Source organism: Pedococcus bigeumensis, assembly GCF_039531795.1.
Lineage (GTDB): Bacteria > Actinomycetota > Actinomycetes > Actinomycetales > Dermatophilaceae > Pedococcus > Pedococcus bigeumensis.
The window spans coordinates 172,666-195,386 of sequence record NZ_BAAAQS010000002.1; the positions used below are offsets into that span (position 1 = coordinate 172,666).

Genomic DNA, 22,721 nt, shown 5'->3' on the forward strand with positions numbered 1-22,721 from the left:
TGTTGGAGCGGTGCGTCTCGTACCTACCCGTGTCCCGAGGGGGTACCCGTAGCCGCGGCGACGGATTGCCGTGTGCCCCGGACCCTCCCGGAGCGCGGCGGGGCAGGGCCGCCGCGTGCGCCCCCCGTCAGGACATCCGCGGTGCGGGCGGCCACGGCCATGATCGTCAGGGCCGGGTTGGCACTGCCCTGGGTCGGCAGCACGCTGCCGTCGGTGACGTAGAGGTTCGGGACCGCGAAACTGCGGCAGGACGCGTCCACCACGCCGTGCTCCTCGTCCGCGGCCATCCGGGCACCGCCGACAAGGTGCGCGAACCGGGCGATGGTGATCACCTCGTCCGCACCGGCCGCCTTGAGCAGCGACTCCATCGCCGCGGTGGCCGCCTTCATCAGCAGCTTGTCGTTCTCTCCTTGCGAGTACGAGAAGTTGGCCACCGGGAGACCGTGGCGGTCCGTCTCCGGCGCCAGGGTCACCCGGTTGTCCGGTCGTGGCAGGAACTCGCAGAGGGCGCCGAGACAGGCCCAGTGCGGGTAGTCACTCAGGTAGCGGCGCAGGTCGTCGCCGAAGTGTCCTTGCGCGGAGACGTGCTCGGCCCAGGCGATCGGCAGTGGCGAGACGGTCTGGATCGAGAAGCCTCGCTTGTAGGGCTTGGCCGGGTCCGTCTCGTAGAAGTCCTCGGTGCTCACCTCCGGCGGCGGGCCCTTCCACATCCGGACCTCCGCGTCGAACCGACCCGCGGTCTGCGGCGCCCCCTGCACCATGAGGTAGCGGCCGACCTGGTCGAAGTCGTTGCAGAGCCCGTCGGGAAAGTGCTTGGAAGCTGAGTTGAGGAGTAGTCGTGGCGTCTCGATGGAGTAGCCGGCGAGCGCAACCATGCGGGCTCGCTGGAACCTCTCCTTGCCGCGCCGCACGAAGTGCACCCCGGTCGCCCGGCCGGTCTGACCGTCGACTTCCACTCGCGTCACCATCGAGTCGGCCCGGATCTCGGCCCCGTGCGCGAGGGCGTCGGGAACATGGGTGATGAGTGGAGACGCCTTGGCGTTGACCTTGCAGCCCTGCAGGCAGAACCCCCGGTAGATGCAGTGGGCGCGGTGGCCGAACCGTCCGTTCGCGATGGCCACGGGGCCGACCTTGGCCACCACCCCGAGGGCCTCAGCACCACGGAGGAAGACCTCGCCGTTGCCAGACACCGGGTGGGCCGAGTGCGGGTAGCTGTGCGGGTCACCCCACGGCCAGTCCTCGCCCGCGACCGGCAGCTCGCCCTCGATGTCCTCGTAGTAGGGGCGCAGGTCCGCGTAGCCGATCGGCCAGTCCACGCCCACGCCGTCCTGCGACCTGGTCCGGAAGTCGCTGGGATGGAAACGAGGCGTGTATCCAGCGAAGTGCACCATCGAGCCACCGACTCCTCGGCCGGAGTTGTTGGACCCCAGCGGGACGGGGTCGGCACCCGAGATCACGCGCGGCTCGTTCCAGTAGAGGTGGTGCGAGCCCGCCTCGTCGCTGACCCAGTCGCGCTCCGGGTCCCAGAACGGACCCGCGTCGAGCGCGACCACGCGCCAGCCCTTGCGGGCCAGCCGCTGCATCAGGGTAGAGCCGCCGGCACCGCACCCCACGATGACCAGGTCGACCTCGTCAGCGTCATCGAAGGTGCGCATGTCGGCTCGCAGGCGGTGGTTGACGTCACGCCCATCCGCCGGGACGAGCCACGCTGATTCGTTTCGCCGGCGCACGGAGCGGGTGTCGAGTCCCTTGAGCACTACGACCGACCTCGAGCTGACCCCGCGGCGAGCGGGTCGAGGCCAGGCCGGACGTCCGCGACCTCCCACGGCTCTCGCGCATCGAGGCCGAGGTTCTTGTATCCCCGCGGGTAGGCCGGACCCCCGAACCCGATCTCGTCCCAAGCCCAGGGGTGGGAGTAGAAGGCCGTGTCGGCATACCGCGTCCACAGGCTCCACACGGAGCCGGCCGGCGTCCCGTGCCAGCTCCCCGTGGTCCGTTGGACCGCACGCAGCACCGCTTCCTGGTCGTCCCACGACGCGGCCGAGAAGTCGCAGCCGAACGCCTCGCACGCGTCGACGTCGAGGTGGGCGAGGCTGTCCCGCCACGCTTGGTCGTCTCGAGGCATGTCGATGTGGTGCCACCCGTCTCCGAGGCCCTCAGCGAGGCGGGAGTCGATCATGTGCACCACCGGCACTCGAGGGTCGCTCCGTTGCCCGAGCAGCTGGTCGCACAACGCGTTGGCGGTTGCCTCCTCGTGCGGGGTGAAGAAGCGGATGTGCGTCGGGACGCCCACCCGGGCCATGACGACCGCGGTCGTGGGGCCATCCCAGTGCCGCGACTGGGACAGGGCGGCCATGCCGGGGTAGCGGGCCGAGCCCGCACCCTTGTCCAGCGGCAGACTCACTTCTCGCGTCTCAGGATCGCGGCCAGGAGGCCCATGCCACCGACGAGGGTGACGAGTAGCGGGGCGAGCAATGGCGGACCCATCTCCATGTTGTAGCGCGCGTTGCGCCAGCCGCCCGGCTTGTCGGCTATGCCCCTGGCGTGCAGGTAGGTGCCTTGCAGCCCGTTGGCGACGATGGCAGCCGACGCCAGCGGGAGCGCGGTCTTGGCCATGCGATGGCTGAGGACACCGGCGATCCCTGCGGCGGCTCCCACCGGGCCGAGCGCGACCGGTGCCCACATCCACGGGTTGCCGAAGCTCGCCTTGTCGTGCTCGAAGTAGATCTCAGCCGCCGCGACCAGGGCACCAGCTGCCGTCAGCGCGGACAGGCTGCGCTCGAACCGTCCGGTCCGGACATTGCGGAGCAACCGGTCGATGGCATGGGCCTCGACCCCGGATCGGCTGGACGTCACCGGATTTCGCACGATGCATACTCCTTGCGATCTGATCGACGTGGCGCAATCATTATCAATACGCAACGAATGTTCAGCATCACACGCTTCGCAAGAATGCGCAACCGCAAGCATTGATCCCATGCAACCGGTGGCATACTTCGCGGTTATGACTGAGAAGGTGGCCCACGCCGACGACGACCCAGCTCGTCAGGCCGACGCGGTGATGCGCGCGTCGCGAGTACTGGTGGGGGTGGTGGCCAAGTCCTTGGTCGAGCTCGAGGACAAGGTCTCGCTGCCTCAGTGGCGGGTGCTCGTGCTGCTCGCGACCAGGGGCCGCCTCAACCTGGGGCAGCTGGCCGGCGCGCTGGGGGTGCATCCGTCCAACGCAACGCGGACGGTCGAGAAGCTGGTGGTCGCGGGCTTCGTCGAACGCGCCGACGACCCGCAGGATCGCCGCTTCCTCGTGCTCGACCTCACCCGGCAGGGTCACGACATCGTGGAGCGGGTGATGGGTCACCGTCGAGCCTCGATCGTCGCCGTCATGGAGAACATGACGAGCTCCCGACGGCGGGCACTGGCGAGGGCTTTCGAGGCGTTCGCCGAGGCCGCGGGCGAGGAGGCTGACGGCGACGAGGGCTACGTGCTCGGCCTGTCGACGTGACCGCATGACGCCAACCGGGTGCCCCCCCCTGTCCTGACATCCTCTAGGTCCGCACGACCCCGATCGCCGGGGACTCGACAGGCCCTCGCGTCACAGGGGCTCGCCGCGGGGCACCCGTGCACCGATGTCCTGCATGGCCGGTCCACTCACGACATAGATCGCCCCGCGCGCCAGGTCACTCGTCACCGCCTCCAGCCAGTACTCCGGGGGACACGCAAGTCCACGTCGCCCGATGTTCCTCTCCAGTGCCGCGCGGATGTCCGCCGGCGCCGCTCCACGGGTCTCCCGCAGCGTGAGATTGATCGCGTGCTGCAGGTTCGCCCGGCGCTGCCGACGGGAGCGCGCACCGGACAAATCCGTCAGTTCGGCGAGTTCGGCACTCCCGAAGACCTCGGCGGCACGTGCAACGTCGCGCCCATCCCCGTCCTGCGGGCGGGCCGACGGCCCGGGGCCCGTCGTCGACGCCGCCGGTCCGGCCAAGGTCCCGGCGATCATGGCATCAGCGAGGGCGAGGCGCTCACGCCCCGGTGCGAGCACGGCCAGCAGAATCATGCTGGCGGCGTGCAGGAGATCGGTCGCACGACCAGCACGTCGGAGCCACACCCGGTCACGGGTGATCAGCAAAAGGGCCTGGAGCACGTGGCGGGTGCCCAGGATCCTGGCGACCACGCGCGAGGGCTGATCAAGGGTGGCAACCCCCGTCAACGACCTGGCGACCAGCTCGGGAGCCCCCAGGAGAGCCAGGCCGTAGCCCAACCGCGCTCCGTCCCTCCACCTCATCGGCGCCAGGCCCGCGATCCGGCCAACAGGGCGCCGCCCAGGACTGCGGCGCCCGCGCCCAGCAGTCCGTGGTGCTGGGACGCCCAGAGTTGGCGGCTGTGGGGGTTCGCCCGATCGTCGAACCGGCCATGGGTGCCGAAGTCACGCCGGGCATCGGCCGGCTCCCAGAGGTTCTCGGGGGCATCGGAGGGCTGTGACTCTCCGGTCTGCTGGGCGGAGAACCCCGTTCGTGCGAGATAGCGGTCGAGCACGCCCGGGCAGACAGCGTTGGCCACGAGGGTCCCGACGGTGCTGCCACCCACCCAGTACTCCCGTCGCCGCGGGTGCTCGGCGGCATACACCACCGCATTGGCGGCCACCTCCGGCTGGTAGATGGGCGGCACCGGCTGAGCCCGGTGCCGCAGCCTGGACATCACCCATGAGAACTGGGGGGTGTTGACCGCCGGCATCTGCACCATCGTGACGCGGACCGGGCTCTTGTCGTGCAGCAGCTCACATCGCAAGGCCTCGTGGAAGCCTTGGATGGCGTGCTTCGAGCCGCAGTAAGCGGTCTGCAGCGGGATGCCCCGGTAGGCCAGGGCCGAGCCGACCTGCACGATGACGCCCTGGCCGCGCTGCTTCATCCGCGGGAGCACGGCCATCGTCGAGTACACGTAGCCCAGGTAGCTGACCTCGGTGACCCGCCGGTACTCGTCTGGGCTGATGTCGTCGAACCGGCTGAAGACGGATGTGAAGGCGACGTTGACCCACACCTCGACCGGGCCGAGCTCCTTCTCGATCCGGTCAACGGCCGCATTCACCTGGTCGGGGTCCGAGACGTCAGTGGGCACGACCAAGGCCTCGCCTCCTGCGGCGCGCACCTCTTCCGCGGCTGACTCGAGGCCTTGGGCGCCACGGGCAAGCAGCGCGACCGCCGCGCCGCGGCCCCCGAAGGCTATGGCGCTGGCACGCCCGATGCCGCCTGATGCGCCCGTGACGGCGACGACCTTTCGACGCAGTGTGCTCATTGAATGCTGCCTTTCGTGGTCGGGTTTTCCATCGTGGTGGGGACTCTTCAGTCCAGGTCAGGTCTGGGAACCGTGAACGGACCCGCGAGCCGCGGGGCCGGCGAGTCGCTGGGCCGACTCGAGGAGCAGAGCGTGCACGAACGCCTGCGGGTAGTTGCCGCGCAGCTGCCGCTGCGCGACGTCATATTCCTCGGAGAAGAGGCCCGGCGCCCCGCACGCTGCGCGGCTGCGCTCGAACCAGCGCGCTGCCTCCGTCGGCTTGCCTTCCTCGTGCACAGCCATGGCCATGTGGAACCCACAGAGCAGGAACGCGCCCTCGGCCTCCCCCAGCGGTCGAGATTCCTGCCTGAAGCGGTAGACGTACCCGCTGCGACCGAGCTCCCGTCGGATCGCCTGCACGGTGGCCAGCGTCCGCGGGTCAGCCGCTGGCAGCGCCCCACGCAGGCCTGGTAGCAGCAGTGCCGCATCGACCCGCTCGTCCTCGGGCGACCGCTGCCAGCGCCCGCTGGGGTGTAGGCAGTCTCGGTTCACGTCTGCCACGACGTCGTCCGCCAACGCACTCCACCGGGCGGCCTGCGCGGCCGGAGCATGGGCGCCGATCGCCCGCAGACCCGCAGCACACATCAAGCGGGAGTGGGTCCATCGCTGCGGATCGAGCTCCCAGATGCCGGAGTCCGGCTCCTGCCACCGCGACTGAACCGCCGCCACCGCCTGCTCCACCGCCTTCCAGTGGTCCAGGTCAAGGCGGTCCTGGCCCGCCGCTGCCGCGAAGAGCAGGAGAACCTCCCCGAAGTTGTCGAGCTGGAACTGCTCGGTGACCCAGTTGCCGGCGATGCTGCGGCCACCGGGGTAGCCAGGGAGGTCCAGGTTGCGCTCGTCGGGCACCGCGGTGCCAAGCACGGTGTACGCCGGAGACAGCTGCGGTCCGTCCGCCAGGACTCGTTCGGTCACGAACCGGACGGCTGCATCAAGGAGAAGCGGGGCCCCGCCCACAGCGGCTGCCTGCCCGGCATAGCACTGGTCGCGGATCCAGGCGTAGCGGTAGTCGTAGCTGCGGCCCTCCCGGGCGCGTTCGGGCAGTGACATCGTTGCAGCGGCAACCATCGCGCCGCTCGTGCTCGTCATGCCTCGGAGGACGGCGACCGAACGCCGCGCGTCGTCGTCGGCCACCGTGTGGTCCATGGGAGGCACGGCGCTCGTCCAGGCGTGCTCAGTGCGCTCCCACAGCACGTCGGGGTCGCCGGGAGGTTCCTCCCACGAGCTCGGAGACAACTCGAGCACCAGGTCGTGGTGGGCCCCCGCGGGGAGATCGACGTCGAGTTGGAGGGTGCCGCGGTCCTGCGCCTCGGCGTTCCCGGCGCCGATCCATCTCAGGTGGAGGGGACCGCACCTGCCCGTCCAGAGGTCGTCACGCTTTGCCAGGCGTGACAACCCGAAGCGGCCGAACCCTGCGCGGGGCGCGAGGACCACCCTGACGCGAGCTGGCCCCGACACCGCCTGGATCCGGCGCAGGATGACCGCCCGCTGTTCATGTCCCGGGAAGGCGAGGGAGTCCCGACACTCGATGATGCCGTCGAGGGTGACCCACCGGCCGCGCCAGATCAGACTGCCGTCCTCGTAGCGGCCACCCCAGACGTACCGGTCATCGCGGGGGGCCACGCCGTACACGCTTTCGACTCCAAGAAGTGACGCGAACACCGCGTCGTCGTGCCACCGGGGCGCACACATCCACGCAATGTCTCCCCGCGGTCCCACCAAGGCGCCACGCTCGCCGTCGGCCAACAGCGCGTACTCACGCAGGACGTGCGGGGGAAATACCGCGGCGATTGACGTCACCATCAAAGGAATCTATCACGCAATGGTTGCATTACTACAACCATTGCAAGGTCGTCATGCGTCTTCCCGAATCTCCGCGCCGGGTCCGGAGACGCGCAGAGGGCCGGACGAAGAGGTGTCCGAGCCGTCGCCCGGCGCAGTGCGTCGTGGACGCGTCGCCGACTTGTCAACGGCCTGAACAAGCGTTTAGTGTATTGAACGTGAGTTCAACCCCCGAAGTGGGCGACTTGACCGCCCGTGCCACGATCCGCAATGCCGCCTTGCGGCTCTTCGCCGACCGTGGTCCGGATGCGGTGACGGTCCGCGAGATCGCTACCCAGGCCGGCGTCTCGCCGGCCCTGGTCGTGCACCACTTCGGGAGCAAGGACGGCCTGCGCGCCGAGGTCGACGCCTTCGCCGCGCAGGCCTTCGACGTGATCTTCGAGGCGCTGCCGACCGACGAGCTGGCCGAGATGCTCGCAGGCGGCGAGGCGGGGGGCTCGCTGGCCGAGGCTTTCGCCCGGGGCTTCCCGCCCGGCTCACCGCTGCCGGCCTACCTGCGGCGGCTGCTCCTGACGAACGACCCGGCGGGGGCCGCGCTGTTCGGACGCTGGTATGCCGCGACCCGTCGCCTCCTGGACGTGATGGTCGAGAGCGGCGTCGCTCGGCCGAGCGAGGACCCGGACGTCCGGGCGGCGTTCTTCCTTGTCAACGACCTCGCCCTCATCCTCCTGCGAAACCCGATCGCCATGGCGATCGGTGCCGACCCGCTGACCCCCGAGGGGATCGAACGGTGGGCCCGGGAGGCGACCATCGTCTACGCCGAGGGTGCGTTCGGCGCCCAGGGCCAGGAGGAAAACCCGTGAGCACGACCCGACCCGTCATCCGCGCCGAGGGGCTGACCAAGACCTTCGGACCGGTCCAGGCCCTCGACGGGCTCGACCTCGAAGTGAGGCCCGGTGAGATCCACGGCTTCCTCGGCCCGAACGGAGCGGGCAAGTCGACGACGATCCGGGTCGTCCTGGGCCTCATCCGTGCCAGCGGCGGCCATATCGAGCTCTTCGGCGGCGACCCGTGGCGCCAGGCTGCGGCGCTCCACGAGCGGCTCGCCTACGTCGCCGGCGATGTCGCCCTCTGGCCGGGGCTCACCGGTGGGCAGTGCCTCGACGTCCTCGGCGCGACCCAGGGCGGGCTCGACGAGGCCCGCCGGGCCGCTCTGATCGAGCGGTTCGACCTCGACCCGACCAAGCGGGTCCGCGACTACTCCAAGGGCAACCGGCAGAAGGTCGCCCTCATCGCCGCCCTCGCTGCCGACGCCGACCTGCTCGTGCTCGACGAGCCCACCTCCGGACTGGACCCGCTCATGGAACAGGCTTTCCAGGAGGTCGTCCGGGAGCGTCGCGACCAGGGCAGCACCGTGCTCCTGTCGAGCCACATCCTCGGCGAGGTCGAGGCCCTCGCCGACCGGGTCAGCATTATCCGCCGGGGCCGGACGGTGACGACCGGGACCCTCGCCGAGCTGCGACGGCACACCCGAACCCACGTCCACGCCGTCACCGTCCACGCGCCCGCCGACCTGGCCGGCGCCGCGGGCGTCGCAGAGTACGTCGACGAGCGGCTCGACGGCCACGTCGACATCCGCTTCACCATCGACGCCGAGCACCTCGACGCAGTCATCGGCCAGTTGCACACCGCACGGATCCACACCCTCACCGTCACCCCTCCCAGCCTGGACGCACTCTTCCTGCGCACCTACGACGAGGACACCAGCGACGGGCAGGCCGAGCCCCGCGACGACACCGAGCTCGGCGAGCCGGAGGAGGCGCACCGATGAGGGCAACCGGTCTGCAGGCGATGCTCGGCGTCCACTGGCGGACACACCGGCGGGGCACGCTCGTCTGGATGTTCGCGCTGATCGCCGGCATGGTCGGAACGGCAGCGGCGGTCGCCGGCCTCTACAGCACTCCCGAGAAGATCCACACCTACGCCCAGGCCGTCACCGCGGGCGATGCCCTGGTCGCGATCAACGGCAGGGTCGAAGGCATCGACAGTCTCGGCGGGGTCATCCAGGACGAGTTCGGCTTCCTCGCCGCCTTCCTCCTCCCGCTGCTCGGGATCAGCCTCGTCGCGCAGAGCACTCGGCGTGAGGAGGAGGCCGGGCGGCTCGAAGCGGTCCTCGGTGGCCGGGTGGCTCGCCACGTCCCGGTGCTCGCTGGCCTCATCGTCGCCTCCACCGCGGTCCTGGTCACCGCCACGGCGTTCGCCCTCGGGCTCAGCGCCTCCGGGGTCCCCACGACCGGATCCATCCTCTACGCCGCCTCCCTCGGCGCCCTCGCCTTCGTCTTCGCCGGGCTCGCGGCGTTGCTCGCCCAGGTCACCCTGCACTCCCGAGGCGTCTATCTGTGGAGCCTGCTGGTCCTTGCCCTGTCCTACCTGCTGCGTGGGATCGGTGACGTGACGAAGACCTGGGTCACCTGGCTCTCACCGCTGGGCTGGGCCGAGAAGACCGCGCCCTTCGGGCCGATGCGGTGGTGGACGATCCTCATCCCCCTCGCCGTCGGCGGGCTGCTCGCCACGCTCGCCGTCGTGGTCGCCAGCCGCCGCGACCTCGGCAGCTCCCTCGTCCGCGCCGGCGCGGGATCAGCGCGGGCGTCGACATGGCTGCGCAGCCCGCTCGGGCTGGCGACCGCCATCCACCGACCGGCGATCCTCGGCTGGCTCGCCGGAGCCCTGGTCATCGCAGGCATGATGGGCGCCCTCGCCCAACAGTTCGTCGACGCCGTCGCCAGCAATCCGGCCATGGCCGAGGCCGTCGGGATGTCGGGCGCCCAACCCGAGGACGGGTTCATCGCCCTCACCCAGCTCTACATCGCCATCATCACCACAGGGTGCGCCGTCCAGGCCGTCGGCAGCCTGCGCGGCGAGGAGACCGCCGGACGTCTCGAGCCACGACTGTCCGGCACCCTGTCCCGCACGCGGTGGCTCACCGCCCACGGGCTCGTCATCGTCAGCGGTCTCGTGGTCATCGTCCTCGTCTCCTCGGTCGTGCTGGCTGCGGCGACGGCGTGGTCGATGGGCACCACGGCCCACTTGGGTCGCGTCCTGGGGGCGGGCGCGGCATACCTTCCGGCCGAGCTCCTCATCGGCGGACTGGCGCTTGCCCTCTTCAGCCTGAAACCCCGGGCATTCCCGGCCAGCTGGGCGGCCTTCGCCTTCGTCGCCTTGATCGCCCTCCTCGGCCCGGGTCTCAAGGTGGCCGGCTGGGCCCTCGACCTCGCCCCGACGACCCATGTCGGTAATCCTCCGCTGGGCAGGGTCGCTCCGTTGCCCCTCATCATCATGATTGCCGTCTCCGCTGCCCTGCTCGTGACTGCGGCCCTGGGCTTCCGTCGTCGAGGGATACCGCAGGGCTGAACCGGTGAACCGGTCGCCCGCGATCATCTCGTTCACCCTTTGCCACCAGCCATCCCTCCTCGGACTCCAGGAGCCAGTCGACGCGGCGACCTGCACGTCAAGCAGGCCGCCACAGGGTTCCGGACCGGTGCACGTCCGTGGTCTCACCCGATGTGTTGGCCGGTGACGTATTCGAGTGCGCCTTCGATGTCTGCCGCGGTCCAGCTGGGCTGGGTGGGCGCGGTGAGGTTCCGGTGGCCCTGCTTGCTGAGGAACTGCAGCAGGGTGCCTGGAGGCTGTGACCCAGCGGTGTCGGCGTTGCCGTTGTCCTCCCAGCGGGCATGGCCGTCGGGGCCGATGACGTAGACGACGTCTTGGTGTTCGACGTCATAGGTGAGGGGCCGGCCCGTCAACCAGTCCTTCGGTCCGGATCCGGCCTGCTCCGCAACCTTGGCGTGGTACACCCCGAGATAGGCCCAGAGCCGGTTCAGCCCTGCGCTCGTGCCGGTAGCAAACGCCCAGTCGCGCTGAGCGCCGAAGAGATTCTGGTAGGCGGCAAGCCGAGCAGGGGTGTCGCGTTGGGGATCGACTGTCGCCTCGATCACCTGGACCCGGTCCGCGAGACCGGCACGGCTGACCGCGGTGGCGACGTCCCGGAGGTCGACGCTGGTCAGCGGGCACACCTCTTGGCAGAGGGTGAGGAAGTCGGCAAGCACGATGGTCCTCCCCCGAAGCGATCCGAGGGTGAACTGTTGGCCACGCTGGTCCACGAGCGGGATGGTGGCGACCTCCGAGGGAAGGGGCTCGTCCAGCACCGTGCCGGCCCGGGGCTTCCGGCCCGACGGGGAAGCAGTGTCCTGTGGCCTCCCAGCGGACGCCGACGGTGAGGGGACACACGCCGCCAGGCTTGCAACGAGCGTGGCGACGGCCAGTACCGTGGCGGCTCGGGCTGCGCGCGCCCCTCGGGGTGGTGGGGCTGGGTGCATGTGTCTCACATCCTCGTGTGACTGGTCCGTGGGTTGTCTCCAACGGTGGTCTCTGGCTGGCATTGCGGCCCTACCACCCGAGACGTGCCGCAGCATCCGGCCCCGGTGAGCGCTCACCAGCGGCCTCATTGAAGGCATTCAAGGCAGAGACGACGGCGCGGCGCCGGCCTGGCGGGCGGCCTTCGACGATGTGGGCAATGGGCAATGGGCAATGGGCAATGGGCAATGGGCAATGGCGACCGTGTCCTCGACATCGGCGAGGCACCTGGCGGACACGCCGACCAAGGCTCGGGATGCGGTGAGAACCAGGAGGCTGGCGATGGTGTCGAGCTAGGCACGATTGCCGCCACCGTCACCACGGTCGAGGGCTGCCAAGCGTGCCAGCCAGGCGTTGTAGGCCAACAGTGCCGCGTCGCCGTCGCGACTTGCCGCGCGGTCCAGTCGCCGAGCCTCGCGATCGCTGCTGCGGGACCATCGGACGAAGATGACGGCCACGACCAACAGGGTAGGAATCTCACTGAAGGCCCAGGCAATCCCGCCGCCGAGGTGCTGGTCCGCCAGAGCACCGGTCCGCCAGGGCGGGTAGGGCAGGGCGAAGCTGCGCACCAGCAACGTCGTGCTGGTCATCACCGCAATACCGAAGAAGGCATGAAAGGGCATCGCCATGAACAGCTCGATGATGCGCAGCACCGGAGAGGTGGTGCGGGGGCTGGGGTCGATGGCCAGGATCGGCCAGAAGAGCAACAGCCCCACTGCGACAAAGTGCAACAGCATCCAGTCGTGCCAGAACCAGCTGCGCATGGCCGCGTCGAACAGTGGGGTGAAGTACAGCCCGTAGAGGCTGACGATGAACAGCGGCAGGGTGAGTGCGGGCGCAGTGAGCGCCTTCGCGGCCCTGCTGTGCAGCGTGACGAGAAGCACCCGGCGAAGTCCGGCTGCGCCGCCTCGCGCCGGCAGGGCACGAAGGGCCAGGGTGATCGGTGCTGCCATCACCAGCAGCAGCGGCGACAGCATGCTCAAGACCATGTGCTGCGCCATGTGGACGCTGAACAGCTCCATGCCGTAACCGCCCACACCGGTGCCGGTCACGGCAAGGATGGTCGCCAGACCGGCGGCCCAGCTGACGCAGCGGCCCGGCGACCAGGAATGACCACTGAGGCGCAGTCGCACCACGCCCCAGGCGTATGCAGCCGCCAGCAGCAGACACAGAACGGGTATGACTGGGATCGGTTGTGGATGCCAGCGAACCAGCCGCAGCAGGTCTGGTGCCGCGGACGGCATCCACATCGGACCCGTCATGCGGCCATCCGGCCTCGGGATCGCTGCCGCGTCACCGTGAGGAAGACAAGCACCGATCTCCTTCCAGAAGCGCCGCTGGACCGGGCCACGTTGAGAGGCGGCCTGCGCCACAGCGCTCGACGCGCGGGCATCCCGGTTTCGCCAGGAACCAATAGTTGCATACGACAAGTCAGCCGCTACCCCGGCTGTCGGAGAGTCGTCGACTCCAGACGGCACGGTCCGCTACCGCCCCTCATCTGGTGAACCTCCAGGACGAGATGGGGGGCTCCTGCTCGGGCACGGATCGCCCGAGGTGATGTATGCCGTTGCGCACAGCGGCGGCCGCATCTGAGACGCGCAATCGGGTGCATGGAGGCGTGGGCAGGCTCGGGGTGCGATGGGGGCACAAGCCGAGGGTCACATAGCAAGACACCCTGTCCATCCTGCGGCGATCGTGCAGGTCGGACAGGGTGTCAGTGAGTGGAGCTGAGGGGATTCGAACCCCTGGCCTTCTCATTGCGAAGGCTGCCAAGCGCCGACTCACGAAGTGTCGGCGTGCTCAAGCTACGACTCTTGGGTGCATGCAGTGCGGGGGGCCGCGTCCCGGGGGCACAACGGGGGCACAAAGCCAGTAGTACGCGTGCCGTCGACCGTTGACGCACGAGTTGTAGCACGGGGGACCCCCGAAGGCCCTCTGGCCTGCGTATGCGTCTGTGCCTGAAGATCGGACGGTTCGGCGGGTCAGAGCACCGTACCCCCGCTTGCCGAGCCGAACCTCGATACCACGAGTATGAGGTTGCCGCCTACAACGCCCGTAGCCTGCTCGCCGGCGCGTCCGCGCCCTACCCCGATGGTGACCCATGTCCGGATCCAGCGCCGCCGTGAGCGAACCGGCCAGTGGGTCAATCAGGTGGCGTCAGCCATTGGCCGCGGCGCATGACGCGCCGGAGCTCGAGGCGTTCGTCCACGATCACCACGTCCGCCCAGCGACCGTCCGAAAGCTCGCCCACATCGTTCAGCCCCAGCGCTTTAGCGGGCGTCCGCGAGGCTGCCATGACCGCGTCGTGCAGCTCGAGCCCGATTTCGCGGACACACCATCGGACCTGATCGAGCAGAGTGGAGACACCACCAGCAAGCAAGCCTGTTGCGAGCCTAACCTGGCGCCCGTGTACCGTCACGTCGCGCCCGCCGAGGGTGTAACAGCCCTCAGGAAGCCCAGCCGCGGACATCGCGTCGCTGACGAGTGCGACCTGATCAGCGCCGACAGTGTCGAAGATCATTCGCACCGTTCCGGCATCGAGGTGAACGCCGTCGCCGATGAGCTCGACAACGGCATCACCCCGCCCAGCTGCAGCCATTGCGGCGGCAACCGCCCCAGGAGACCGGTGGTGCATGGGGGCCATGCCATTGAAGAGATGCGTCACGAGGGGCCTGCCCCCGCGCGCCCCTACGTCGGCGATTGCGTCCAGCGCCGAACGTGTCGTGACGAAGTCCGCGTCAGTGTGGCCAACTGCTCCCAGGGCACCCACTGCCCCCAGAGCGCTGGGCAAGGCCCGCGCGCCACGCCGCTCGGGCGCGAAGGTCATGTGCATGAAGGCACCTGGCGCGGCGGCTGCGATCGCCTCGATGAGGTCGAGGTCGACGTCGATGAGGGCGGCCGGGTCTTGAGCCCCACACCGTGCAGTCGAGAGGAAGGGGCCTTCAAGGTGAATTCCCGCGAGGTCCCCACGCTTGATGAGAGGCGCGAGGGAAGCGACACCTCTGATCAGGCGCGACGCGGGGGCTGAGACCAGTGAACCCACGACGGACGTCGAACCGCACCGGTGGTGGTGAGTCACGGCGCGAGCGGCACCCTCCTCATCGCTCCCGAATTCGCCCCCCGCTGCGCCATGACAATGCGCATCGACGAGCCCCGGTAGAAGGGTGCGCCCTTGTACCCACCCTTCCGGCACGGTGAGGCCGCCGCAACCGGTCGGGAGGCTGGTGAGGCGGCCGGCATACACGATTCGGCCGTCCTGGACGACCACAGCACCGTCGTCAACTATACCTGCGGGAGCGACTAGGCGGCCCGTCAGCAACAGGCGCTCGGTTGAGCCAGCGGTCATCGGATCAACTCGCTGCGCCGCCGGTTGGCCTGAAGCCCAAAGGCTCCGCCCTCGGCCGACGACCTTGATTCCTGGCCGCGACGCCGCGAGCCCGACCACGTGCGTGCGGCGGCGGTCCATGCGCGGGTCATGTCGTCTGGGTCATCTTGGACAGACCGCGGGGCGCGTCTGGGTCGTAGTGCCGAGCGACGGCCATTGCGTGGGCGAGCCGCTGCAACGGGATGATCTCCAGCAGCGGGCTGAGCTCCTCGGGGGCCTTGGGCAGGGCGATGAGCGGGTTGGACCCAGCCATGGCGGGGTCGCCCACGACGGTGAGGTCGGCGCCGCGCTCACCAAGGCGCTCGAGAACCGGGGCCATGGCGGCCCCGGCGACGCCGTGCGGCACCACGGCCACGACGGGCCGGTCCTCGTCGACCATCGCCAACGGGCCGTGCAGGAGGTCGGCCCCGGAGAAGGCGTGCGCCGCCAGGTAGGACGTTTCCATCAGCTTGAGCGCGGCTTCGCGGGCTGTCGGGTAGGCGTAGCCGCGACCGGTGACGACGATCTTGTCGACGAACCGAAACCTCGCTGCGACCGCGCCGACGTCCTCACTGGTCACCAGCCCTTCCGCGAGCTCGGACAGGCCAAGCGCATCGGAGCCTTTCCCCCCGCGCCAGGCGTCGAACAGCAGCCAGAGTGAGAGCAGGGTGGCCGTGTAGGTCTTGGTCGCTGCCACGGCCCGCTCAGTCCCGGCACGGATGTCGAGGTGGAGCTGCGCGGCCTGCGCGAGTGGGGAGTTCGGGGCGTTCGTGACCGCGAGGGTGAGCGCACCCGCCTTGGCAGCAGCGCGCGTTGAGTGCAGCAGGTCGGGCGACCCGCCGGACTGGCTGACAGCCACCCACAGGACGTCCTTCAGGTTGGGGGTGGCGCCGTAGGCCGTGGTGGTCGACGGGGAGGCCAGGCCGCACGGCAGGCCGAGACCGATCTCGACGAGGTACTTGAAGTAGAGCGCCGCGTGGTCGCTGGTCCCGCGGGCGGCAATGATGACGAACCGCGGTGCAGCCCTGCGGATCTGGGCCGCCAGGGAGCTCACCGAGGAGGGGCTCTCGAGCAGGATCCGGTCGAACACCGCCGGCTGCTCGGCGATCTCGGCCGCCATGAGGCTCCCGGGGAGGTGTGCTGTGGTGGGGCCAGCGGCGGTGGTCATGGGTGGCGCTCCTCGCCGGCATCTGCGACCGCGGTCGCGAACCAGTCAGTGATGGTCGTGGGGTGGGTGATGGCTGTGCCGACGACGACGGCCCAGGCACCGGCGCTGATCGCAGCGGCTGCCTGGGTGGGTGAGTGGATGCGGCCTTCGGCGACGACGGGCACGTCCAAGGCGGCCGCTAGCCGCGCCACCAGGTCGAGGTCTGGCCCGTTGCCCTTGCTCGTGTATGCCGTGTAGCCGGCGAGCGTGGTGCCGACCAGGTCCGCTCCGCTCGCCGCCGCGGCCATGCCCTCGTCGAAGGTCGAGCAGTCGGCCATGACGAGGACGCCGGTGTCGTCGTGGATGGCCTTGATGGTTTCAGCAAGGGTCCGTCCGTCGGGTCGCGGTCGGCTTGTGCCGTCGATGGCGACGACGTGCGCTCCGGCCTGGGCCACCGCGATCGCGTGGCGGAGGGTCGGGGTGATGAAGACGTCGTCGCCCCCGTCTTTCCAGAGCCCGATGAGCGGGAGGTCGACGGCTGCCCGGATGGCCGCGATGTCGTCGAGGCCCTGGGCTCGGATCCCGACGGCGCCACCGCGGACGGCGGCCTGCGCCACGCGGGACATGGTGTCCGGGGTACGCATCGGCTCGCCCGGATAGGCCTGACAGGAGACGACGAGACCGCCTCGGATGGAGTTGAGCAGATCGGTCATTCCACTGTCTCCCAGGCGATCTCAGCGGCTCCGACCAGCGCAGCATCGGGGCCGAGAGCTGTGGCCTGCACGGGCACGCTGGCCAGAGAGGGCAGGGCCTCCCGACGGACGGCTGCGCGAAGGGCATCCCACCAGACCTCGCCAACGTTGCTGACGCCACCGCCGACGACGACCACGTGCGGGTCGAGGACGTTCACCAGTCCCCCGATGGCCGACCCGACGGCGGCGCCGCCGAAGGCGAGCGTGTCGATGGCCAACCGTTGACCATCGCTTGCCATGGCCGCGATGGCGCGCAGGTCCGACACCGTTGTCCCGAAACGTCGTTCGTACTCCGCCTGCAGGGTCGGGCCAGCAGCGATGGCTTCGAGGTGACCCGCGCCGCCACACGAACAGGCGAGCTTGCCGGCATAGGGGCTGGGCTGGTGGCCGAGGTGGCCGGCGGCACTGTGGGCGCCGGCGAGGGCTGCCCCGTCGATGACGAAGGCTCCACCGACTCCGGTCCCGACACCCACGAACAGGACGGTGCGCGCGCCGCGGGCGACTCCGCGGCGGGCCTCGCCAATGGCGTGGGCATGGACGTCGTTGACCACAGCCGTGGGAAGCCCCGTCGCCGAGGCCAGCGAGCCGCGGAGGTCGGTGCCGGCCCAGCCGCGGAGCACGTCCGTGGCGCCGAGCACGAACCCGGTCGCCGCGTCGAGGACGCCGGCGCTGCCGACTCCGAGGGCGTGGACTGTTGGGGCGGCCGACCCCGCACGCAGGCGCAGAACGAGGTCGGCCGCGGTCTGGAGGATCGCAGTCGCGCCGTCGCCACCGGGGGTGGGCGCCTCAAGGCGGGCCACCACCTCACCGTCACGGGTGACGAGGGCTGCGGCGGTCTTGGTGCCGCCGATGTCGACGGCGGCGACCGTCTCGGTGGCAGGCATCGTCAGAGAAGGCCCGCCCGCTCCAGCTCGACCCGCACGCGGCCGGACTCGGCCTCGTCGAGGGGACGCAGCGGCAGCGACACCGCATTGCTGTCGATGACGCCGAGCAGCTGCAGAGCCGTCTTGAAGGCACCCACCCCACGGGTGGCTCCCGCGGTAGTTGCGGGGTCCGCGGCGCCCACGATGCGGAACAGACGGGTGAGTCGGTCCTGCTCCGTGCGGGCAGCATCCCAGTCGCCCGCGATGCAGGCGTTGTGCAGCCGGACGTACCCGTCGGGGTCGACGTTCGCCAGGCCGGGTACAGCACCCGAGGCGCCGGCGAGCATCATCGCGTCGACGACGACCTCGTGACCGGTGAGGGCGCTGAAGGCGGCGTCAGGTGCGTTGTCCCGCACCGAGAGCAGGAGCTGGCGGAAGGCGACGTCGTCACCGCTGGAGTCCTTGACCCCGGCGATGACACCGCCGGCCACGAGCGTGGTGAGCAGGTCGACAGACAGCTTGGTGTTGACGCAGGCCGGGATGTCGTAGGCGAGCAGCGGCAGGTCCGTGGCGGCGGCAACAGCGCGGAAGTGTCGCTCCGTCTCGTGCGGCCCGACGATGGCGTAGAAGGGTGCCGTCGTGACGAGGGCGTCCGCGCCGAGTCGCAAGGAGGCGTCAGCGCGGTCGATGACGCGCTGGGTTGAGGGTTCGATGCAGCCGGCGATGACGGGGACCTTGCCGGCGGTGGTCTTGATGATCACCTCGAGGGCGCGGTCGCGCTGCTCGTCGGTGAGGAAGACCGTCTCCCCCGAGCTGCCGAGGGCGAAGATGCCGTGGACGCCGGCTTCGAGCTGGGTCTCGACGAGTCGTTCGAGGGACGCGACGTCGATGCCGCCCTCGTCGTTCAGGGGGGTCACGATCGGCGGCACGACGCCGGCGAACCGTGCGGTGGGGCTGGTCACGATGTCTCCTTGACATTGGGTTGGCTGGATCCGGTGTCGGACCCGTCTGGGGTGCTGTTGCGGGTGGCCGCTCGCGCGAGCTGGACCAGATCGGCGTCGCCCGTCCCTGCGGGAACAGGGTGGTAGCAGCGGAACTCGTGAGTGGTCCCGTCCGGGCCATCTCCTCTCTCAACGGCCGGCATCTCGGTTGCACAGATGTCGGTCGCCTTCCAGCACCGGGTGCGGAAGGGGCAGCCGCTGGGCGGACGCGTCGCCGACGGCACCGGGCCGATGAGGGGGATCGGGTCGATCGGGGAGAGCAACCCGGGGGTCGCAGAGAACAACGCGCGCGTGTAGGGGTGTTGCGCCCCTTCGGGAAGCATCGAGGCGGGCGTCTGCTCGACGATCCGGCCGAGGTACATCGTCACGACTCGGTCGCTGACGCGCTTGACGGTCTGGATGTCGTGGGACACGAACACCATGGCCAACCCGAGCCGCTCCTTGAGGTCAAGCATCAGGTTGAGGATCTGGGCTCGCACCGAGACATCCAGGGCGCTGGTCGGCTCGTCGGCGATGATGAGGGCCGGTTCGAGGGCCAGGGCCCGGGCGATCGAGACGCGTTGGCGCTGACCGCCGGACAGCTGGCTGGGCAGCACATCGGCGACCGAGCGCGGGAGCCCCACGAGGTTCATCAGCTCTTCGACCCGTGCCTCGCGGCCCGCCTTGGAGCCGCGCCCGTGGACGTCGAGGGGGTCGCGCAGGATGTCGCGCACGGCCATCCGGCGGTTCAGTGACGTGGAAGGGTCCTGGAAGATCATGCCGACGCCTGCACCGATGTGCTGCCGACGTTCGGCAGTGCTCATCGACCACACGTCGTGACCGGCCACGCTGACGACGCCGCTGGTGGGGGATTGCAGCCCGACGAGGACCTTGGCCAGGGTCGACTTGCCACATCCGGACTCACCGACGATTCCGACGGTCTCGCCGGGGGCGATTGCGAGGTCGGCGCCGGTCAGGGCGTAGACCCGGTCGCGGCTGAACATGCCGCCACCACGGGTCTTGTGCACCACGTGCACGTCCCGCAGCTCCGCGATGGGGGGCGTCCCTGCCGCAGTGGCGTGCGGGCTGCCGGCTGTGGTGGTCATCTGGCTGTCTCCTTCTCGTCGACGCGGACCGCCGGGTGGTGACAGGCGAACCGGTGGTCGCCGACGCCCTCCAGGGACGGTGCGGTGTCACGGCATACCTCGGTCGCCATGGGGCAGCGGTCGGCGAAGCGGCAGCCGGAGGGGAAGTCGGCGGGCGAAGGGACCACACCGCGGATCTGGGTGAGCCGTTCCGCGCCCGTCTCCAGGGACAGGACCGAGCCGAGCAGGCCGCGGGCGTAGTGGTGGGCCGGGGACTCGATGACGGTCGAGGTGACGCCGGTTTCGACGATCTGGCCGCCGTACATCACGACGACACGGTCGGAGACGTCACTGACGAGGGCAAGGTCGTGGCTCACCAGGATGAGGGCGAAGCCCAGCTCGGCACGCAGCCGGAGCAGCAGCTCCATCACCTGGGCCTGCACGGTGACGTCCAGTGCCGTGGTGGGCTCGTCGGCGATGATCAGCTTCGGGTCGCGGGACAGCGCCATCGCGATGACGACGCGCTGCCGCTGACCGCCGGACAGCTCGTGCGGGTATGCCGCGAGCGTGCGTTCGGGATCCAGGCCCACCAACCGCATGAGGTCGGGAGCGGTGCGGGTGCCGCCGCGGCGGATGAGCTGGCCGAGTTGGGCGCCCACCTTGAGCGAGGGGTTGAGCGCCGAGAGCGCGTCCTGGTACACCATGGCGATCTCGCGGCCCATGAGTCCGCGGCGCTGTTTGGAGCTGAGGGTGGTCAGATCGGTTCCGTCGTAACGGATTTCGCCCCGAAGGCGCGCCCCGGAGGGTTCCAGCCCCATGATTGCCAGTGAGGTCAGGGACTTGCCCGACCCGGATTCCCCGACCAGGCCAAGGACCTCGCCGGGCCGGACCTCGAAGCTGATGTCGTCGACGATATCGACGCCGTTGTGCCGGTCCTCGAACCCGATGGACAGACCGTGGACTTCGAGCACCGGGTCCCCGGTGGGCAGCGGCCGCGCCCGCTCGCGCAGCCGCTGGGCTGCCTCGGCAAGGCCAGGCAGGTCGATGACCTGGCCGCGGGTCGGTGCGACCAGGTCGAGGGGGTCGGCGTCCAGCGACCGCTGGCCGGGCTCGGCCACGACCGCCGTGTCGGTGGCCGCGTCGGAGGTGACGCCACCGGCGATGGCTACACGGCGCGCCGCCGGGGTTGCCCACGCGTCGGAGATTCCCTCGGACAGCACGTTGAGGGCGAGCACGGTCAACAGGATGAGCAGGCCGGGGAAGAAGGTGGCCCACCACCCGCCGATCTGCACCATCTCCTTGCCGAAGGCGATGACCGAGCCCCATGACGAGGCAGCCTCCTGCGGCGCGAGCCCGCCACCGATGAAGGACAGGGACGCTTCGAAGACGATCGCGTCGGCGACCATGACGGTGACGAAGACCAGGATCGGCGCCGCGCAGTTGCGCAGGATGTGCTTCAGCAGGATGTGGGGACGCCGGGCGCCGATGATCCGCTCGGCGGCGACGTAGTCCTCGCGGTACTGGCTGAGCACGTTGGCCCGGACGATGCGGGCGATCGAGGGTGTGAAGACGAAGCTGATGGCCAGCACGAGCACGAGCAGGCTGTTCTTGCCGAACGAGATGATGAGCAGGGCGGACAGGACGATGGCGGGGAAGGCCATCACGACGTCCAGGCAGCGCATCAGGACCTCGTCGACGGCATTGCGGCTGGTGCCTGCGATGGCACCGAGGACCGCTCCCGCCAGCAGCGCGATGGCCGCTGCGCCGAAGCCCACGATGAGGGAGCGGCGGGTGCCGGCCACGAGGCGGGAGTACACGTCCCTGCCGAGGCGGTCCAGGCCGAACCAGTAGTCACCGTTGGGGCCGGTGAGGGCTGGGCCGAGGCCCGACTGGGTTGGGTCGTGACGCAGCAGGAGCGGGGCCAATACCCCGACCAGCACCACGAGGGTGAGGAAGCCGAGGGCGACCTTTGATGCGATGCCCAGGCGGGAGAACCCGACCCCAGGTCGGGACAGCTGGGCGGTGAGTGCGCGGCGCATCAGTGACCTCCCCGCAGGCGGGGGTTGGCGAACAGGTAGAGGATGTCGACGACCAGGTTGATGACGACGAAGCCGAGGGCGATGGTCAGCACCGTGCCCTGGGCGAGGGCGGTGTCGTTCTGCTGCACCGCGCTCATGATCTGGGTGCCCATGCCGGGCAGGGAGAAGATGGCTTCGATAATGACGGTGCCTCCGATGAGGTAGCCGATCCGCAGCCCGAGGACCGTCAACGGGTTGACCAGTGCATTGCGAAGCACGTTGCGCCCGATGACGACGTGCGGCGGCAGGCCGGCCCCGATCGCCGTGCGAACGTAGTCCTTGTCGAGCTCCTCGACCATCGAGGTGCGCACGATGCGGGCCAGGGAACAGCCGACGGGGATGGCCAGCGCGAGAGCGGGAAGGGTCATCGACCGCAGCCACTGACCGGGCGAGTCAGCGGGGTTGACGTAGCCACCCGTGGGGAACAGGTTCCGGCGGACCGCGAACTCCTGGATGAAGAGCAGGGCAAGCCAGAACGACGGCATCGCGATACCGGCCATCGACAGGAACCGCATCAGGTGGTCGGGCCAGCGGTCCCGGTAGAGGGCGGCGGTGATGCCGAGCAGGAGGGCGATGACCAGGGCACCGAGGACGCCGATGACGGTCAGCTGGATCGTGAGCGGCAACGCGGTAGCGATCTTGCTCGACACCGGTTCGCTGGGCGGGAAGGTCATCCCGAGGTCACCGTGGACGAGGTCCACGAGGAAGTGCAGGTAGCGCAACGGGAGCGGGTCGTCGAGGCCGTTCGCGGCCTTGAAGGCTGCGATCTGGGCTGCCGAGGCCTGGTCCCCCAGGACCGACAGGGCGGGGTCGACCGGGGAGAACTGCATGACGATGAAGACGAAGAGGGTGATCCCCAGCACGAGTGGGATGAGCGTCAACAGTCGTCGAGCGATCATGCTCAGCACGGTCAGCATGGCTACCTTTCCTCGTTC

Annotated in this window: 20 protein-coding genes; 4 read left to right on the plus strand and 16 right to left on the minus strand. The window is 69.7% G+C overall.

From position 1 onward, the window contains the following. Positions 1-23: 23 nt before the first annotated feature. From ABD262_RS10125 to ABD262_RS10135, 3 genes are all read right to left on the minus strand, one after another. A complete protein-coding gene (locus ABD262_RS10125; RefSeq protein WP_344135082.1) occupies positions 24-1,655 on the minus strand; it encodes a GMC family oxidoreductase in 1,632 nt (543 codons plus the stop codon). A 101-nt stretch (positions 1,656-1,756) separates the two neighbouring features. Beyond that, complete coding sequence (locus tag ABD262_RS10130; protein ID WP_344135084.1) at positions 1,757-2,404, minus strand: gluconate 2-dehydrogenase subunit 3 family protein; 648 nt, start codon at positions 2,402-2,404, stop codon at positions 1,757-1,759. Continuing rightward, the gene (locus tag ABD262_RS10135) at positions 2,401-2,856 is read right to left on the minus strand and encodes a hypothetical protein (RefSeq protein ID WP_344135086.1); all 456 of its coding nucleotides are present in this window, start codon (positions 2,854-2,856) and stop codon (positions 2,401-2,403) included. Before ABD262_RS10135 ends, ABD262_RS10130 begins: the two co-directional genes overlap by 4 nt. A 148-nt stretch (positions 2,857-3,004) precedes the next feature. Here ABD262_RS10135 and ABD262_RS10140 point away from each other — a divergent pair, with 148 nt between their 5' ends. Then, entirely contained in the window at positions 3,005-3,499 is a 495-nt protein-coding gene (locus tag ABD262_RS10140; protein WP_344135088.1) for a MarR family winged helix-turn-helix transcriptional regulator, read from the plus strand. 90 nt (positions 3,500-3,589) lie between these two features. Here the strand turns inward: ABD262_RS10140 and ABD262_RS10145 are convergent, their stop codons facing one another. The 3 genes from ABD262_RS10145 to ABD262_RS10155 all read right to left on the minus strand — a co-directional run bounded on the left by ABD262_RS10145 (position 3,590) and on the right by ABD262_RS10155 (position 7,125). Further along, positions 3,590-4,168 carry a hypothetical protein gene (locus tag ABD262_RS10145; RefSeq protein ID WP_344135090.1) on the minus strand — a complete coding sequence of 193 codons (579 nt, stop codon included), beginning with the start codon at positions 4,166-4,168 and terminating at the stop codon, positions 3,590-3,592. 107 nt (positions 4,169-4,275) lie between these two features. After that, positions 4,276-5,286 carry an SDR family oxidoreductase gene (locus ABD262_RS10150; protein WP_344135093.1) on the minus strand — a complete coding sequence of 337 codons (1,011 nt, stop codon included), beginning with the start codon at positions 5,284-5,286 and terminating at the stop codon, positions 4,276-4,278. 57 nt (positions 5,287-5,343) lie between these two features. Further along, a complete protein-coding gene (locus tag ABD262_RS10155; RefSeq protein WP_344135096.1) occupies positions 5,344-7,125 on the minus strand; it encodes a glycoside hydrolase family 15 protein in 1,782 nt (593 codons plus the stop codon). Between the two features lie 197 nt (positions 7,126-7,322). Between ABD262_RS10155 and ABD262_RS10160 the strand changes: the two genes are divergently transcribed. From ABD262_RS10160 to ABD262_RS10170, 3 genes are read left to right on the plus strand one after another with little or no spacing between them, the layout of a single operon-like run. Beyond that, a complete protein-coding gene (locus ABD262_RS10160) occupies positions 7,323-7,967 on the plus strand; it encodes a TetR/AcrR family transcriptional regulator (RefSeq protein WP_344135099.1) in 645 nt (214 codons plus the stop codon). Continuing rightward, the gene (locus tag ABD262_RS10165) at positions 7,964-8,935 is read left to right on the plus strand and encodes an ABC transporter ATP-binding protein (RefSeq protein WP_344135102.1); all 972 of its coding nucleotides are present in this window, start codon (positions 7,964-7,966) and stop codon (positions 8,933-8,935) included. The genes ABD262_RS10160 and ABD262_RS10165 overlap by 4 nt, the downstream gene beginning before the upstream one ends. Next, positions 8,932-10,515 carry an ABC transporter permease gene (locus ABD262_RS10170; RefSeq protein WP_344135105.1) on the plus strand — a complete coding sequence of 528 codons (1,584 nt, stop codon included), beginning with the start codon at positions 8,932-8,934 and terminating at the stop codon, positions 10,513-10,515. The genes ABD262_RS10165 and ABD262_RS10170 overlap by 4 nt, the downstream gene beginning before the upstream one ends. Positions 10,516-10,658: 143 nt before the next feature. Here the strand turns inward: ABD262_RS10170 and ABD262_RS10175 are convergent, their stop codons facing one another. From ABD262_RS10175 to ABD262_RS10220, 10 genes are all read right to left on the minus strand, one after another. Then, positions 10,659-11,264 (minus strand): SCO family protein, encoded by a 606-nt coding sequence (locus tag ABD262_RS10175; RefSeq protein ID WP_344135108.1) that lies wholly within the window; start codon positions 11,262-11,264, stop codon positions 10,659-10,661. A 546-nt stretch (positions 11,265-11,810) separates the two neighbouring features. After that, entirely contained in the window at positions 11,811-12,779 is a 969-nt protein-coding gene (locus tag ABD262_RS10180) for a cytochrome c oxidase assembly protein (RefSeq protein WP_344135111.1), read from the minus strand. A gap of 881 nt (positions 12,780-13,660) precedes the next feature. Then, positions 13,661-14,983, minus strand: a complete 1,323-nt coding sequence (locus tag ABD262_RS10185) for an N-acetylglucosamine-6-phosphate deacetylase (protein ID WP_344135114.1) — start codon at positions 14,981-14,983, stop codon at positions 13,661-13,663. Positions 14,984-14,990: 7 nt separating this feature from the next. Continuing rightward, positions 14,991-16,049 carry an SIS domain-containing protein gene (locus ABD262_RS10190; RefSeq protein WP_344135117.1) on the minus strand — a complete coding sequence of 353 codons (1,059 nt, stop codon included), beginning with the start codon at positions 16,047-16,049 and terminating at the stop codon, positions 14,991-14,993. After that, positions 16,046-16,741 (minus strand): N-acetylmannosamine-6-phosphate 2-epimerase, encoded by a 696-nt coding sequence (locus ABD262_RS10195; RefSeq protein WP_344135120.1) that lies wholly within the window; start codon positions 16,739-16,741, stop codon positions 16,046-16,048. The genes ABD262_RS10190 and ABD262_RS10195 overlap by 4 nt, the downstream gene beginning before the upstream one ends. Next, positions 16,738-17,664: an ROK family protein gene (locus tag ABD262_RS10200; RefSeq protein WP_344135123.1), complete on the minus strand. Its 927-nt coding sequence runs from the start codon at positions 17,662-17,664 to the stop codon at positions 16,738-16,740. The genes ABD262_RS10195 and ABD262_RS10200 overlap by 4 nt, the downstream gene beginning before the upstream one ends. Before the next feature lie 2 nt (positions 17,665-17,666). After that, positions 17,667-18,605, minus strand: coding sequence for a dihydrodipicolinate synthase family protein (locus ABD262_RS10205; RefSeq protein WP_344135126.1), 939 nt, complete (start codon positions 18,603-18,605; stop codon positions 17,667-17,669). Next, positions 18,602-19,729: an oligopeptide/dipeptide ABC transporter ATP-binding protein gene (locus tag ABD262_RS10210; protein WP_344135129.1), complete on the minus strand. Its 1,128-nt coding sequence runs from the start codon at positions 19,727-19,729 to the stop codon at positions 18,602-18,604. The genes ABD262_RS10205 and ABD262_RS10210 overlap by 4 nt, the downstream gene beginning before the upstream one ends. Beyond that, positions 19,726-21,747 (minus strand): dipeptide/oligopeptide/nickel ABC transporter permease/ATP-binding protein, encoded by a 2,022-nt coding sequence (locus tag ABD262_RS10215; protein WP_344135132.1) that lies wholly within the window; start codon positions 21,745-21,747, stop codon positions 19,726-19,728. Before ABD262_RS10215 ends, ABD262_RS10210 begins: the two co-directional genes overlap by 4 nt. Beyond that, entirely contained in the window at positions 21,747-22,685 is a 939-nt protein-coding gene (locus tag ABD262_RS10220; protein WP_344135134.1) for an ABC transporter permease, read from the minus strand. Before ABD262_RS10220 ends, ABD262_RS10215 begins: the two co-directional genes overlap by 1 nt. Positions 22,686-22,721 lie beyond the last annotated feature (36 nt).

Excerpts from the sequence above, each read along its gene's own strand:
- ABD262_RS10195 (WP_344135120.1), bottom strand. The coding sequence starts at position 16,741 with ATGACCGATCTGCTCAACTCCATCCGAGGCGGTCTCGTCGTCTCCTGT.
- ABD262_RS10125 (WP_344135082.1), bottom strand. The coding sequence starts at position 1,655 with ATGCGCACCTTCGATGACGCTGACGAGGTCGACCTGGTCATCGTGGGG.
- ABD262_RS10220 (WP_344135134.1), bottom strand. The coding sequence starts at position 22,685 with ATGATCGCTCGACGACTGTTGACGCTCATCCCACTCGTGCTGGGGATC.
- ABD262_RS10200 (WP_344135123.1), bottom strand. The coding sequence starts at position 17,664 with ATGCCTGCCACCGAGACGGTCGCCGCCGTCGACATCGGCGGCACCAAG.
- ABD262_RS10190 (WP_344135117.1), bottom strand. The coding sequence starts at position 16,049 with ATGACCACCGCCGCTGGCCCCACCACAGCACACCTCCCCGGGAGCCTC.
- ABD262_RS10210 (WP_344135129.1), bottom strand. The coding sequence starts at position 19,729 with ATGACCACCACAGCCGGCAGCCCGCACGCCACTGCGGCAGGGACGCCC.
- ABD262_RS10185 (WP_344135114.1), bottom strand. The coding sequence starts at position 14,983 with ATGGACCGCCGCCGCACGCACGTGGTCGGGCTCGCGGCGTCGCGGCCA.
- ABD262_RS10155 (WP_344135096.1), bottom strand. The coding sequence starts at position 7,125 with ATGGTGACGTCAATCGCCGCGGTATTTCCCCCGCACGTCCTGCGTGAG.
- ABD262_RS10170 (WP_344135105.1), top strand. The coding sequence starts at position 8,932 with ATGAGGGCAACCGGTCTGCAGGCGATGCTCGGCGTCCACTGGCGGACA.
- ABD262_RS10150 (WP_344135093.1), bottom strand. The coding sequence starts at position 5,286 with ATGAGCACACTGCGTCGAAAGGTCGTCGCCGTCACGGGCGCATCAGGC.
- ABD262_RS10140 (WP_344135088.1), top strand. The coding sequence starts at position 3,005 with ATGACTGAGAAGGTGGCCCACGCCGACGACGACCCAGCTCGTCAGGCC.
- ABD262_RS10180 (WP_344135111.1), bottom strand. The coding sequence starts at position 12,779 with ATGACGGGTCCGATGTGGATGCCGTCCGCGGCACCAGACCTGCTGCGG.
- ABD262_RS10215 (WP_344135132.1), bottom strand. The coding sequence starts at position 21,747 with ATGCGCCGCGCACTCACCGCCCAGCTGTCCCGACCTGGGGTCGGGTTC.